Source organism: Shouchella hunanensis, from assembly GCF_028735875.1.
Lineage (GTDB): Bacteria > Bacillota > Bacilli > Bacillales > Bacillaceae_D > Shouchella > Shouchella hunanensis.
Window position 1 is genome coordinate 2,309,981 of the sequence record NZ_CP117834.1, and the last position, 13,547, is coordinate 2,323,527.

Consider the following 13,547-nt stretch of genomic DNA (forward strand, 5'->3'; position numbering starts at 1 on the left):
TAGTGAAGGCTCTAGATGGTTATTACTGTTAGCTTACCAAATAGTTTCAAAAAAGCGTATAATAATGCTTACTTAGATTCAAAGAGGTAAAAGAATGAAAAATGACGTCCTTGAATATGAAAAGCATGGCATGACCATTACAATTCGCTTAGCCGAAATGGAAGATGCTACCACGCTTGGTAGATTACGAGCAACCTTAGACGGAGAAACAGACCATTTTGATCGAGTATATGGAGAAAATGTATTAACAGAAGAAGAATGTAAGGCGATGATTGAAGCGTGTACATCACCTGAAAACTTGCTTCTCGTTGCTGAAGCAGAAGGTCGTACTGTGGGATATTTACGAGCACAAGGAAGTCAGCTAAGGAAGCTTGCACATCGGGTTGAATTCGGTGTAGGTGTCAGTAAAAAGTATTGGGGTTATTCAATCGGCAAGTCGCTCATTGTTAAGCTACTACGTTGGGCAGACGAAAAACAAATACATAAGGTAATGCTACAGGTTCTCGAAACAAACGTAACAGCTATTCAATTGTATGAGAAGCTTGGTTTTAAAAAAGAAGGACTGTTAATCGACGATAAAAAACACGGAGACACCTATCACCATACAATTATAATGGGGAGAGTGAAGCAAGAAGGGGAAGCTTTATGGTTCCCCTCCCTTTAAAACAGCACAGCTGACAAAGCAATAACAGCTGTAACCGTAAGGCAGCTAAAGAGTGTTGTATAAAGGACAACTTGTGCATGTAAATCAGGCTCAATATTGTATTGTAGCGCAAGTGTTGCTGTATTCCTTGAAGTCGGAAAAGAGCTGGCAATAAATAGAGATTGTGCAACAATGCCATCCAGGTTTAAGAGTAAGATAATACCTAACGCAACGGAAGGTCCAACGAGCAGCCGACCAATAATAGAAAAGAGAACAACACGATGAAACAAACCAAATTGAATGGTAGCTAATTGCGCTCCTAAAAGGATAAGAGCAAGCGCAATGAAACCATTTGCAAGATAACTAAGAGGTGTTTCAATAAACGTAGGAAGTGGAATACGAAACAATTGAAAAAGCAGACCAAGAATAAGCGCATGAATAATTGGCATTTTTAAGAATGAGAGAAGAATGCCCTTAAGGGATTTAGTCGCTGATAAAAGATTATACAATCCATATGAATAGGTAAGTAAATTTTGAAAGATTAGTACAAAGATTTGAATAGTCACGCCAAGAGGGTTAGCGCTGAAGATCATTTGACTGACAGGTAAACCATAGTTTCCTGAATTCATTAAGGAGACACTGTTTTTCAAAACGGCTGCTTCGCCACCTGAAAGGTGAAGCATTTTAGTAATCACTGTACTAAATAGGATCATCACTAGTGTAAATAAAAGAAGATAGCCAAGAATTTGCGATAGAACCACTATATCCATTTCAACGTAATAGAGATTTAAAAAAATAGATGCAGGCATAAAACATACAGTTAAGAGAGTGGAAAAAGGTTTTAGCTTAAATTCATAATGGCGTTGTAAAAAGAGACCTAACGTCATAAGGGCAAGAATAGGAAAAATGACTTCAAGAAAGATGGCACTAAACATGTGGAATCACTCCAATCGTGATGAGAATCAACCTTTATTGTACCGTGTAAACAGTGATTAACATAATACACCTTTTTGATCCTATATGATAAGAAATTCAAATCACGATAAAAAAGGATGGTTTCTCCATCCAATTATTGCACGTACCGCATATTTCGTTTAAAGACAAAGATAGCCATTATACTCGTACCTATTGCGTAAAGAAACATCCAGCCTAAGTGCGGAAATGTACTGGTGAGATGACCAGATAGTGCCTCTCGGCTCGCTTCAACTGCATGTAGAAAAGGAAGAGAGTAGGCAACAGCTTCAAACCAGCCACCAATAAGAGAGACATCAAACCAAGCACCACTAAGCCATGCACATAGGTTCGTCAAAAGAGCCCCACAAATACCACCAACTTGCTTATTCGTAAAGACGCTGCCAGTCAGTAGCCCAATCGCAATAAAAAGTAGAGCCGCCGGAAGTAGAGTTAGAATAGACCAAAAGGTGTTACTAGAAAGTGGGAGACCAAGAAAGAAAGCGACAAGATAGCAAAAAGTCATTTGCACGATGGCAAATAAAAGGAGCGGTAACGCGTAACCAAGAATAAAGTGCTGGGAACGTAAAGGCGTTGTAAATAATCTAAGCAAAAAAGAACTCTCCCGATCGCTTGCTATCAGCATTCCCGAGAATAGAGAAATAAAGGACAAGCCGAACATAGCAATGCCTGGGGTCAGACGTTCAATGTGAAATTGTTCATTTGGAATATTCGATTGTATAAGCGAGAGTAAGAAAAGAAGAAGCAGAGGAAAAGCAAGCCCGAATAAAAGCGTGAGCCAATCTCGCCTCATTTCTTTATAATTTCGAGATGCGAATGCCATCATCTTCATTCATAACCCTCCTCTAATTGTACAAAGGATACGAATGCATCCTCTAAAGAGTGTGTATGCTTCTGCTTTTTTAATTCGGCAGGTGTACCTGTTTTAATAAGTTGTCCATTTGCCATAATACCAACCCGGTCGGCAAGTGCATCCGCCTCTTCCATGTGATGGGTTGTTAAAACAATCGTCATACTCCCTTTTAATTCATTAATGACGTTCCATAGCTCTCTACGAGCAATCACATCAACTCCTGCAGTTGGTTCATCAAGGAAAAGTACGTTTGGTTTCGTGACGAGGGCCATTCCCATACTTAAACGTCTCATCATGCCGCCAGATAAGTGCTTCGCTTTTTTTGTTCTCTCCTTTTGTAAATCCAATTGCAAGAGTATTTGATTACACTGTTTCGTTGCTTCTTTATTAGATGCTCCATAAATAGTAGCAAGTAAAAGAATATTTTCTTCAACGGTCAAGTTAGGAGCAACCGCACTTTCTTGTGGTGAAACACCAATGAGTGGTTTTATTTGTTGAGGATTCGTTTGAATTGAAACGTGATGAATGGTTGCTTCACCGCTTGTTGGGGAAAGCACGGTGGTTAGCATGTTAATCACCGTTGTTTTTCCTGCCCCGTTTAAGCCAAGCAAGGCGAAAAGCTCTCCTTCTTTAATGGAAAGATTAAGCTGATTGACAGCTATATGTGTAGAATAATGCTTGGTTAAATCGACCGTCTCAATCGCCTTCATTCGTCGTCGTTCCTTTGTGCGGCGAAGATGTCGTCTGCAAATGTTAAAAAATGCTCATTTTTAACAAGGGCTAATCCTTGCTCTTCATCACCAAGAATTAATAGTTTATCACCAGCTTGCAATTGAAAAAGGTCACGGGCTTTTTTAGGTATCACAATTTGACCACGTTCACCAATCGTTGTTAAGCCGAAAATATGTTTACCTTTTGGCCCAATACCGTACTCGGTCGCTTCACCAGCCAGGTCGTCTAAACGAACGTTAAATAGACGTGCAAGAGCAATCGCATGGTTCAAGTCAGGGACCGTATCGCCACTTTCCCACTTTGCGACGGCTTGCCGGGATACATGTAGCTGTTCCGCCACATTTTCTTGTGTGAGCTTGTTTTTCTTTCTTAGATTCTTTAAATGCTCATTCATCCTATTTTTCATCCTCCTTTTCTTTCATTATAGCGGGATTAACAGGCTTTTCTACCAACTAAAGGTAACGTAAGATGTTAACGAAGGTTAACATCATTAATAAAAAGGGAAGGGATTACATTGAATGCTTTCTAGTAAACATTGAATTCGATTGTACACACGTTTAATTAGAGAACGCTTGTAATGGCTGTTTGTCTAAATGACTATTAATTAGACGTGAAGTGAATAGGGGTTCAATGTGTCATTTATTTTTGTTGTTTAACCTCATGCTATAATGCGTTAAAAGGGGTTGGGCTTGTGAATGGTAGACGAATTATTTACCGACAGTTTGGTTCTCCTGCTTCTGTTCTATCTGTTGAAGAAAGACCGTCTATGGCATTAAAGAAGGATGACGTACTTGTAAAAATGACGATGATGCCGATTAATCCGTCTGATCTTATTCCAATACGTGGGGCATATGCTCATCGCATTTCACTGCCTGCTATACCTGGATATGAAGGTGTAGGTATTGTTGAAGAGGTAGGGAGCAATGTGTCATCTACTCTTATTGGAAAGCGCGTTCTTCCGTTAAGAGGAGAAGGGACTTGGCAAGATGCTGTTCAAACAAAAGCAGCTCATTTAGTTACAATTCCATCTACAATCAATGACCGAACTGCTGCTCAGCTTTATATTAATCCATTAACAGCCTTTGTCCTATGTACAGACATTTTGGATCTTACACGAAAAGATGTTGTTGTGATGAATGCGGCTAGTTCGGCACTCGGAAAAATGGTCGCACAGATGTCAAAAATAAGAGGGTTTTCATTCATTGCCGTCGTACGAAATGACGTTTACAAAGAAGAACTTCTGCAATTAGGTGCAGCAACCGTTGTGAACGATGTCGATGAATCCGTGTATGATGCAGTACGGGCATACACAGCAGGAGCTGGTGCTACGGTAGCAATTGATTCCATTGGTGGTGAAGCAGGGAACCGGCTTGGTGCTTGTGTGCAAAGAAATGGGGTGTTTTTGGCTGTTGGCTTGCTATCAGGACAACAGGTAAATTGGCAAGGGTTATCAAGTCGTTTACAGACAAAGCTTTTTCATTTAAGGCAGTGGAATAAAACGGTTACTGACACCCATTGGCATCAAGTGTTCAATACACTGATTACGTATGTAAGTGAAGGTATACTGACTATTAGTAATCATGGGACGGCTTATGAATTGGCAAATGTTCAAAAAGCAGTCAAGGTAGCAGAACAAACGCCGAGTTTTAATGGGAAAGTGTTTTTACTAGGTCAAAAATAGCGATAGAGCAAGGGGACAAATGGACTGATAATCAATAGTCCAAAAAGAACCGGAATAGAGAATAGTAAACTGAAGAGAAAAAGATTTTGTAAAAATGGATGGTCAATAAATAGGAATGTGAGCGTTGAGAAGATCATAAAGAGAATGAGAGAAAGGGTTATTCCTTTTGTGAGTCCTTTTAAAAAAGAGTTGAGGGTAGACATACGAATCCTCCATTCGTTGTTGCTTCTAAGTTATGTAATGGTGTAAAAGAACATGCAAAGGTTAACTTGTTTATATGAATGTTGGAAAAAAGACAATCAAAGAGAGCCATTCTAATTTGTAAGGTATGTAAGAAGTAATGGTAATCTATGTGTAGACAAGACTATTCATCTATAGATCATTATTCATTTCCTATATCTGATTTAGGAAGCAAGACAAATGATGTTGTTGGTGCATTCTGGTTGTTTGATTGCATTCGCAGAAGGATTTCCTTTTTAAGAATGAGAACGAAATCCTCAGGCAGAGATAGCGAGAGAGCGTGAGTGTAAGCTTCTAAAAGGCAATGGTTCGGTAAGCTTTTTAATGACATAAATGCACTCCTTATCGACAGTATTTCACTTATATCCCTTAATTTCTAGAATAACGTTGCAAATCCCTACACAAATTGTCTTTTTTTCTATAAAATTTGTAGAAAAGAGAGTTGGCGAAGATGTGTGGAGAGGTGAGAAGATGGCAGAGCCATTAAAAAATATGTATAGTAGACCACTATTAGAGGATTTGGCTACGCGAATAAGCGCTAAAGATGATCATTTTGATAAAGTAAGTTTTATTGAAGCCGTCTTTAATGGGCAGTGGGAATCACTGTCTTTAAAAGAACGAATGCGAAAGATTACATTGGCTCTTGGTCAAACCCTGCCTAAGGATTATCGGAACGCACTTCGTATTTTACAGTCATTAGGAAATGATGCTCAAAAAGGGTTATTTGTACTATTTCCCGATTTTGTGGAAGTGTATGGATTAGAGCATTGGGAAGAGTCCATCCAAGCGCTTGAATATTTTACGAAGGGTTCAACAAGTGAGTTTGCCGTGCGACCTTTTATTAAGAAAGACCCTGATCGTATGATGGAACAAATGAAGAGATGGGCAACGGATAAGGACGAGCATGTTCGTCGTTTGGCAAGTGAAGGCTGTCGTCCTCGCTTACCGTGGGGAGCGGCATTGACAGACTTTAAGCGCGATCCAAGCCCGGTTTTGGAAGTGTTAGAGCTCTTGAAAGAAGATCCTTCTAAATACGTCCGAAAAAGTGTCGCCAACAATCTAAATGATGTTTCGAAAGATCATCCTGATGTTGTGCTAGCAGTTGCCAATCGGTGGAAAGGACAGCATGAGCATACTGATTGGATTATTCGCCATGGTTGTAGAGGGTTATTAAGGCTAGATGTACCTGAGGCTTATGCGCTATTTAATTATGTAAACAGTAAAGAATGCCCTCAAATTTTTGTAGACGCGAACTTAGAGGCTTCTGCAAACGAAATTAAGATTGGTGACTCTGTTACGCTATCTTGGGGTGTGGCGATTAAAGAGCCTGTGAATGGAAGAGTTCGGTTTGAATATGCAATCGACTTTATGAAAGCTAACGGAAAAAGTTCACGAAAGAAATTCCTTCTTCTTGATCGAACATTCACGAAAAAAGAGACGTTAACGCGTCATCGAATGCACCACTTTGCTGATCTATCCACTAGAAAGCATTACCCTGGTGAGCATACCGTTTCCTTATTAGCAAATGGTGTTACGCTAGCACAAACGACAATAAATGTAACATAATGGATGCGAAACGAACAGATGAAGAATAGGCTAATGTTCCTGTTTTTTGCCTTTTTTAACAAATTGATTTTCATTCTCAAGTCATTTGTACTATAGTGAAGATACTAGGCAAAAGGAGGGTATTAGCATTTATTCTTCAGACGTTTTACAGAGACTAATAGATGATTTTGAAAACGGTCTCAATCGCCCCCTGTTAGAGGAAGAACGTATTTTTTTAGAACATATTCTTATGGACATGGATGATAAAGAGATATTCATGCCTTAAAATGCTTTTTAATGAAAACAACCTTATATAAAGATCGATTAAAGGAGCTCCTATCATACTAGAGGGCTTCTTTTTTATGCGTGAAAAACCGCTAATGGTAGGGCTTTATCCCGTTGACTATGACACTTATCATAGTTGGTGAATGACAGTTGTGTCTTACGCTTGCAAAGGTCAGTCGGTACAATAACGTTTGAGGTGGTCGGAGATGAGTAGGGAAAAACAACGAGCGTTAAAACAGAGTGTCGCACCGTATGCTAAATCGAATACAAAGATTGGCGTCTTTCAATTAGTAAATACACTATTACCTTTTTTTATCATGTGGTTCTTAGCGTATCAGAGCTTAAAGCTTTCTATTGTATTAAGTCTTGTTTGTTCCGTGATCGCAGCAGGGTTTGTGGTTCGAACGTTTATTATTTTTCATGATTGTACCCACGGAAGTTTTCTGAAATCACCTAAATGGAATCGATTAATAGGAAATATAAGTGGCGTGCTGACGCACTTTCCATTTGAAAAGTGGAAGCACAGTCATTCGATTCATCACGCGACGAGTGGGAATTTAGACAAACGTGGCACAGGGGATATTTGGGTAATGACCGTAGATGAATATAAAGAAGCATCATCATTCGAACGTTTGAAGTATCGCTTGTACAGAAACCCATTGGTTTTATTCGGATTAGGTCCGCTTTATTTATTTTTAATCGAAAATCGCATTAATTGTAAGGGTGCAAAACGGAAGGAACGGTACAACACGTATCTAACAAATGCATGCATTTTACTGCTCTATGTAGGAATGGGTATGCTTGTTGGTTGGGAAGCTTTCTTACTTGTTCAACTTCCTATTATGTATGTATCAGGCGCAGCAGGAATTTGGTTATTCTATGTACAACATCAATTCGAAGATTCTTACTTTGAAAATGATCATGAGTGGGACTTTGTAAAAGCAGCTGTTGATGGAAGTTCTTACTATAAATTACCTAAGATCATACAATGGTTGACTGGGAATATTGGGTATCACCATGTGCATCATTTAAGTCCAAAAGTACCAAATTATTATTTGGAAAAAACACATGAGAATACACCACCGTTACAGACAGCAACGACGATTACACTGAAAAAGAGTCTTGAATCCATTTCTTTCCGGTTATATGATGAAGAGAACCAAACGTTCATTAGCTTTAAAGAAATGAAAGTTGCTGATCGATTGCAGTCCATTCGACGTTCACGAGGTAGAACAAATCGAGTAGGATAAAATGAAAATGGGGAAGCTCTCGGGAAAGAGAGCTTTCTTTGCTGTATACCAAATCGGATGTAAGGAGTCTTTAGGATGTACCATTGGTTTCATATTTTCCCGAAGAATACGGGGTTAAGTCTCTATGCATGGATTGTCTTTTGCTTATTGCCTTTTTACTTTATTATTCGTTCATCTACTCTTTATGAAATCATTGTAGGTGTGGCAATGATTATGCTTTTTTTCACTACCTATCGGTTGTCTTTTATAAAAAGAGGCTGGACTGTTTATGTGGCGCTTAGTATTGAAATGCTTATTAGTGTTGGCATGACCATTTATTTTGGCTATGTCTACTTCGCCTTATTTATCGCCTTTTTTATAGGGAATTTAAAAAGCCGAGCAGGTTTTATCAGTTTATATGTGGTGCATCTTTCTACGACTGTCATTGCGTTTACCATTGGTTCCTTATTAGAGAATGAAGGGTTCATGGCTCAACTTCCTTTTAATGTACTTAGTATATTAGGCGTTATTTTGTTACCATTTACCATTTACCATCGTAATCGTAGAGAAGAGTTAGAAAGTCAGCTTAAGGTAGCAAATGAACGAATTTCCCAGCTGATGGTTGTGGAGGAGAGGCAGCGTATTGCCAGAGATCTACACGATACATTGGGACAAAAGCTATCTTTAATCGGGTTGAAAAGTGACTTGGCACGTAAATTATTAAAAGTAAAGCCAGATTTAGCTGAGCAAGAGCTTGAAGACATTAATCAGACGTCAAGAACAGCACTTCGTGAAGTGAGAGAGATCGTTTCAGATATGAGAACAGCGCGATTGAAAGACGAAATTGGGCATGTTCAAGCACTCCTAGCTTCGAGTAATATGACGTGTGAGATTTCAGGAGAAGGGTCATTCAAACACCTCCCTCTGCTAATTGAAGACGTATTTTGTATGTGTTTAAAAGAATCTGTGACAAATGTAGTCAAGCATAGTGACGCTACTACGTGTACCATTCAATTAGAAAATCATCCGAATGAATGGCGAATGATTGTAAAAGATGATGGCGTCGGATTGCAGCATGAGCTACCGGTAAGAAAGAAAAGTGGATTAATTGGGATGAAAGAAAGACTAGAATTCGTTAACGGGGAATTGGACATAACGTCTAGTCAGGGGACAGTACTGACATTTGCTATACCAAGAATTATTTATCAAAATGAAGGAGAGGTACTATGATTCGAATTGTGATTGCAGAGGATCAAGGAATGGTATTAGGTGCACTTGCATCCTTGTTAGAATTGGAAGCGGATATGACGGTTGTGGGAAAAGCCAAAACGGGTGTTGACGCCGTTGCGCTTGTGAAGCAGGTCCAACCTGATATTTGTATTATGGATATTGAAATGCCACTTATGACCGGAATAGAGGCTGCTGAACAATTAAAAGAAGAAGCATGCAAAATTATTATTCTCACGACATTTGCACGAACCGGTTATTTTAATTATGCCCGGGCTGCTGGAGTCAGTGGGTATTTGCTAAAAGATAGTCCAAGTGATGAATTAGCACGAGCCATTCGGACAATCCTAGATGGACGCAAAGTCTATGCACCTGAACTAATGGATATGATCGACGACAGCACAAACCCGTTAACCGATCGAGAAGGTCAAGTGATTCAACTAATCGCAGAAGGAAAGAGCACAAAAGAAGTAGCGGATCATTTAAACATAAAAACAGGAACCGTCCGAAATTATGTATCGGTTATTTATGAGAAGTTAAACGTTACTAATCGGATTGAAGCCATTTCGCTTATCCAAGAAAAAGGCTGGTATAAATAAGATCAAATAAATGTGCATAGTTAAGTAAATGAGTTTTTTTAAGTTGTGAACCAAAGTGAAAAAATGATCTTGTTGGAAGGGGCTCATGAATGGAAACGAAAAAAGCTTCTACAGTATGTGGCGTTAATCGTTAGCATTGTTTGTTTCCTTATGACGTTCATCACCCCAACAAGAATAGTAGGGTCATTAGTGGGTGACTATAGTGTATATGCACTTACAGCAGTTGGTGTCGTTCTATCCAGTTATTCGTTACGCAAAGCGAAAAGAAAACATGTGCCAACCCTGTCGTTAGTTTTCTCCTTATCTTTGCCTATCTATATCGTGCTTACAATGGTTTTATTGTTTACCGGCATCATTGATGTTGCTCCTTGATTGGTACCTCGAAAGAACAATTACATTCCAAGAAGTAAGCTTGCCATTACAGTAATGATGAAGGCAATAACGATTGAAGCGACAAACCATGATTTTACGGTTCCTTCGTTTTTTAACAAAGCATCAAATATCCCATTGAGAATAAAAACAATAACAAACACAATGATAAAAAGTAAGATAATGATCACAGTGTTATCCTCCTTAAAAAAATAGTGGTTTCTTTATTATAAAGTAATGCAAATGGATACATAAACCTATTGTCGAAATGAATTTCTTCTTTCTCTCATTTCGTTTTGAACAACTTGCTTTCTTATCAGGAAGAAAGCTTTTTTGAGTTTAAGGGTTAGTAATAAAAAATGAATGTAATAGTGCTTAAACAATGTCAATAAAGCACAAAAGAACCTATCACTTTGCATAGGTTCTTTGGCATGAAACTTAATTTGGCTAAATGACATAGTCATTCACGTGGAAAACGCCAATTTTTTCAGGTCGAATATAAGCGGTATCGCCAACTTGTAGGCCAAGCTCGGCAATCGTTTTTTTCGGTTGTTGAATGTCAATCATCTCCGGGTGACCTTCATGTTTCGCTTCAATAAAAACAATGGGTCCAACTGGATGAATGGATGTGATCGTTATTTTTAAGTCGGCTTTTCCCTCATAAGTCGTCGAAATGGAAAATTCGTGTGGGCGAGCAAATCCGATCGCTTCCACTTCTTCCAGTGTTGAAGCGGTTTCCCAGTCAGCGCCTTGAATGTGCAACGTTCCTGCTTTAGCTTGACCGGAAAAGCGGTTTGCATTTCCTAGAAATTCATAGACAAATGGTGTCCGAGGTTCTTCATAGACGTAAGTAGGTGTCCCCACTTGTTCGATTGTACCATTCCGCATGACAACTACTTTATCAGCTACATCAAGTGCTTCTTCTTGGTCGTGTGTAACAAAGACCGTTGTAATACCAGTCTGTTTGTGCAACGTCCGTAACCACCGGCGTAGCTCTTTACGTACTTGAGCATCAAGTGCCCCGAACGGTTCATCTAGTAGTAATACATCTGGATTAATAGCTAAGGCACGAGCGAGTGCTACACGTTGCCGCTGTCCTCCTGATAATTCAGATGGATACCTTTGCCCAAGGCCGTCGAGCTTCACAAGAGAAAGAAGTTCATCGACACGCTTTGTAATCTCTTGCTTAGAGGGCCGTTCGCTACGTTTTAAAACCGTTAAGCCGTATGCAATGTTCGCTGATACCGTCATGTGAGCAAATAGGGCATAGTGTTGAAACACGAAGCCAACTTTTCGCTCACGTGGGGATCGGTGGGTGACGTTTTTTCCTTTAATTTCAATTTCGCCACCATTGGTTGTCTCTAATCCAGCAATCATGCGCAGTAGCGTCGTTTTACCAGAACCAGAGGGGCCGAGTAAAGCGAACAATTCTCCCTGTTCCACTTCCAGATTAATATCCTTTAAAATCGGTGTGGTACCGAATGATTTATAGAGGCTCGTCATTTTAATGGTCATTTCGTTTTTACCTTCCTTTGACGGGATTCCACCAATTGTTTTACAACGATGGTAACAATGGCAAAGAGGGACATTAAAGCAGCAATGGCAAACGACGCCGTGAATTGGTATTCGTTATATAAAATTTCAACGTGAAGCGGCATCGTATTAGTGCTGCCACGAATACGGCCTGACACAACAGATACTGCACCAAATTCACCAATTGTCCGGGCTGTACAGAGGATAACGCCGTAAAGAAGCCCCCATTTTATAGCAGGTAACGTTACTCGCAGAAAGGTTTGCCAGCCACTCGCGCCAAGGGTAATGGAAGCTTCTTCGGCTTCCGATCCTTGAGCTTCCATTAGCGGAATGAGTTCGCGAACGACAAAAGGTAACGTGACAAACATCGTCGCGAGAATGATTCCTGGTAAGGCAAAGATCACTTGGAAGCCATTCGCTGTGAGCCACTCGCCAAAAAAGCCATAGACGCCATAAAGTAAAATAAAGAGTAGCCCTGCAATAACAGGAGAAACCGCAAAAGGGATTTCAATAAGCGTTATTAGAAACTGTCTACCTTTAAATTGAAATTTGGTTAATGCCCAAGCGGCAGCTAGACCAAACAATGTATGTAAAGGAACGGTAATGACTACGACTAATAGTGTTAATTGAATCGCAGATAATGCATCGGGTTCAGTAATGGACGCAACAAACACTTGAAATCCTTGTGCAAAAGCACCGGAAAAGATGACAATTAGTGGAAGAAACAGAAACAACAATAAGAATAAAAACGCAACACTAATTAATGCATAGCTTAACCATGTTTTTTTTGTTTGCATTACGTTATCCTCCTTTGTCCAAGTTTCCTTGAAATAAGCCACTGAAGCGCGTTAACAGACAAAAGAAGTGCAAACGAAAGTGTTAGCATGACAACGGCAATAGCTGTAGCGCCACCATAATCAAATTGCTCGAGCTTCGTCATAATAAGCAAAGGTACGATCTCGGTTTGCATCGGCATATTACCGGCGATGAAAACAACAGAACCGTATTCTCCGAGTGCTCGTGCAAATGCCAGCGTCATTCCTGCTAGTAACGCAGGAATGAGCACAGGGAAAATCACGGTCCGAAATGTTTGGAAAGGTGTAGCACCGAGCAGTGCTGAAGCTTCTTCCGTTTCTTTATCAATTGTTTTTAAAACCGGTTCCACCATACGAACGACAAATGGGAGTCCGATAAAGGTTAACGCAATGGTAACTCCAATTGGTGTGAAAGCGACTTGAATGCCAAGAGGAGCAAGTAGTGACCCAATCCATCCACTTTCTGTGTAAAGGCTTGTCAATGCTATCCCTGCTACCGCAGTAGGTAAGGCAAAGGGTAAATCAATCATGCCGTCCATGATCCGCTTTCCTGGGAACGTGTAACGCACCATGACCCAAGCAATTAAAACGCCGAACACACCATTTATTAATGCAGCGATAAAGGAGGCTGTAAAGGATAAGCGAAAGGCCGCGTATACACGAGGGTCATGTAAAGCGTTCCAAAATGTTTCCCAGCCATTATAAACAGTAAACACAATCAAAGCGGCAAGGGGAATAAAGACAATAAAACTCATATAGAGCATCGTAAAGCCTAAGCTTAACCCAAAGCCAGGTAATATTCGTTTCATAATCGACTCCTACGT

At 39.8% G+C, this 13,547-nt stretch carries 16 protein-coding genes; 7 read left to right on the top strand and 9 right to left on the bottom strand.

Annotated features, from left to right (window positions below; genetic code table 11):
• Positions 1-94 precede the first annotated feature (94 nt).
• Positions 95-664, top strand: a complete 570-nt coding sequence (locus tag PQ477_RS11720; RefSeq protein ID WP_274271929.1) for a GNAT family N-acetyltransferase — start codon at positions 95-97, stop codon at positions 662-664.
• On the opposite strand, the gene PQ477_RS11725 is transcribed toward PQ477_RS11720, so the two are convergent.
• The 4 genes from PQ477_RS11725 to PQ477_RS11740 form a co-directional block, all read right to left on the bottom strand.
• Entirely contained in the window at positions 661-1,578 is a 918-nt protein-coding gene (locus PQ477_RS11725; RefSeq protein WP_035398390.1) for an AEC family transporter, read from the bottom strand. The two genes, PQ477_RS11720 and PQ477_RS11725, sit on opposite strands and share 4 nt — an antisense overlap.
• A gap of 134 nt (positions 1,579-1,712) precedes the next feature.
• Positions 1,713-2,447, bottom strand: a complete 735-nt coding sequence (locus PQ477_RS11730; RefSeq protein ID WP_274271932.1) for an ABC transporter permease — start codon at positions 2,445-2,447, stop codon at positions 1,713-1,715.
• Entirely contained in the window at positions 2,444-3,178 is a 735-nt protein-coding gene (locus PQ477_RS11735; RefSeq protein ID WP_274271934.1) for an ABC transporter ATP-binding protein, read from the bottom strand. The genes PQ477_RS11730 and PQ477_RS11735 overlap by 4 nt, the downstream gene beginning before the upstream one ends.
• Positions 3,175-3,594: a helix-turn-helix domain-containing protein gene (locus PQ477_RS11740; RefSeq protein ID WP_274271935.1), complete on the bottom strand. Its 420-nt coding sequence runs from the start codon at positions 3,592-3,594 to the stop codon at positions 3,175-3,177. Before PQ477_RS11740 ends, PQ477_RS11735 begins: the two co-directional genes overlap by 4 nt.
• 297 nt (positions 3,595-3,891) lie before the next feature.
• Here PQ477_RS11740 and PQ477_RS11745 point away from each other — a divergent pair, with 297 nt between their 5' ends.
• Entirely contained in the window at positions 3,892-4,881 is a 990-nt protein-coding gene (locus PQ477_RS11745) for a zinc-dependent alcohol dehydrogenase family protein (protein WP_274271936.1), read from the top strand.
• Between the two features lie 382 nt (positions 4,882-5,263).
• Here the strand turns inward: PQ477_RS11745 and sda are convergent, their stop codons facing one another.
• Positions 5,264-5,452, bottom strand: a complete 189-nt coding sequence (sda, locus tag PQ477_RS11750) for a sporulation histidine kinase inhibitor Sda (protein ID WP_060704945.1) — start codon at positions 5,450-5,452, stop codon at positions 5,264-5,266.
• A gap of 140 nt (positions 5,453-5,592) precedes the next feature.
• Between sda and PQ477_RS11755 the strand changes: the two genes are divergently transcribed.
• From PQ477_RS11755 to PQ477_RS11775, 5 genes are all read left to right on the top strand, one after another.
• Positions 5,593-6,687, top strand: coding sequence for a DNA alkylation repair protein (locus PQ477_RS11755; RefSeq protein WP_274271938.1), 1,095 nt, complete (start codon positions 5,593-5,595; stop codon positions 6,685-6,687).
• Positions 6,688-7,157: 470 nt separating this feature from the next.
• Positions 7,158-8,201, top strand: a complete 1,044-nt coding sequence (desA, locus tag PQ477_RS11760; RefSeq protein WP_035398407.1) for a Delta(5) desaturase DesA — start codon at positions 7,158-7,160, stop codon at positions 8,199-8,201.
• A gap of 75 nt (positions 8,202-8,276) precedes the next feature.
• Positions 8,277-9,410: a sensor histidine kinase gene (locus tag PQ477_RS11765; RefSeq protein WP_144558161.1), complete on the top strand. Its 1,134-nt coding sequence runs from the start codon at positions 8,277-8,279 to the stop codon at positions 9,408-9,410.
• Positions 9,407-10,006: a response regulator transcription factor gene (locus PQ477_RS11770; RefSeq protein WP_038477113.1), complete on the top strand. Its 600-nt coding sequence runs from the start codon at positions 9,407-9,409 to the stop codon at positions 10,004-10,006. Before PQ477_RS11765 ends, PQ477_RS11770 begins: the two co-directional genes overlap by 4 nt.
• A gap of 45 nt (positions 10,007-10,051) precedes the next feature.
• The gene (locus PQ477_RS11775) at positions 10,052-10,378 is read left to right on the top strand and encodes a hypothetical protein (protein ID WP_144558163.1); all 327 of its coding nucleotides are present in this window, start codon (positions 10,052-10,054) and stop codon (positions 10,376-10,378) included.
• 20 nt (positions 10,379-10,398) lie between these two features.
• On the opposite strand, the gene PQ477_RS11780 is transcribed toward PQ477_RS11775, so the two are convergent.
• The 4 genes from PQ477_RS11780 to cysT form a co-directional block, all read right to left on the bottom strand.
• The gene (locus PQ477_RS11780; RefSeq protein WP_158332076.1) at positions 10,399-10,566 is read right to left on the bottom strand and encodes a hypothetical protein; all 168 of its coding nucleotides are present in this window, start codon (positions 10,564-10,566) and stop codon (positions 10,399-10,401) included.
• Positions 10,567-10,822: 256 nt separating this feature from the next.
• On the bottom strand, positions 10,823-11,890 hold the full coding sequence (locus tag PQ477_RS11785; protein WP_144558165.1) for a sulfate/molybdate ABC transporter ATP-binding protein: 1,068 nt from the start codon (positions 11,888-11,890) through the stop codon (positions 10,823-10,825).
• Positions 11,887-12,705: a sulfate ABC transporter permease subunit CysW gene (gene cysW, locus PQ477_RS11790; RefSeq protein WP_052008301.1), complete on the bottom strand. Its 819-nt coding sequence runs from the start codon at positions 12,703-12,705 to the stop codon at positions 11,887-11,889. Before cysW ends, PQ477_RS11785 begins: the two co-directional genes overlap by 4 nt.
• On the bottom strand, positions 12,705-13,532 hold the full coding sequence (cysT, locus tag PQ477_RS11795) for a sulfate ABC transporter permease subunit CysT (protein ID WP_274271943.1): 828 nt from the start codon (positions 13,530-13,532) through the stop codon (positions 12,705-12,707). The genes cysW and cysT overlap by 1 nt, the downstream gene beginning before the upstream one ends.
• Between the last annotated feature and the right edge of the window lie 15 nt (positions 13,533-13,547).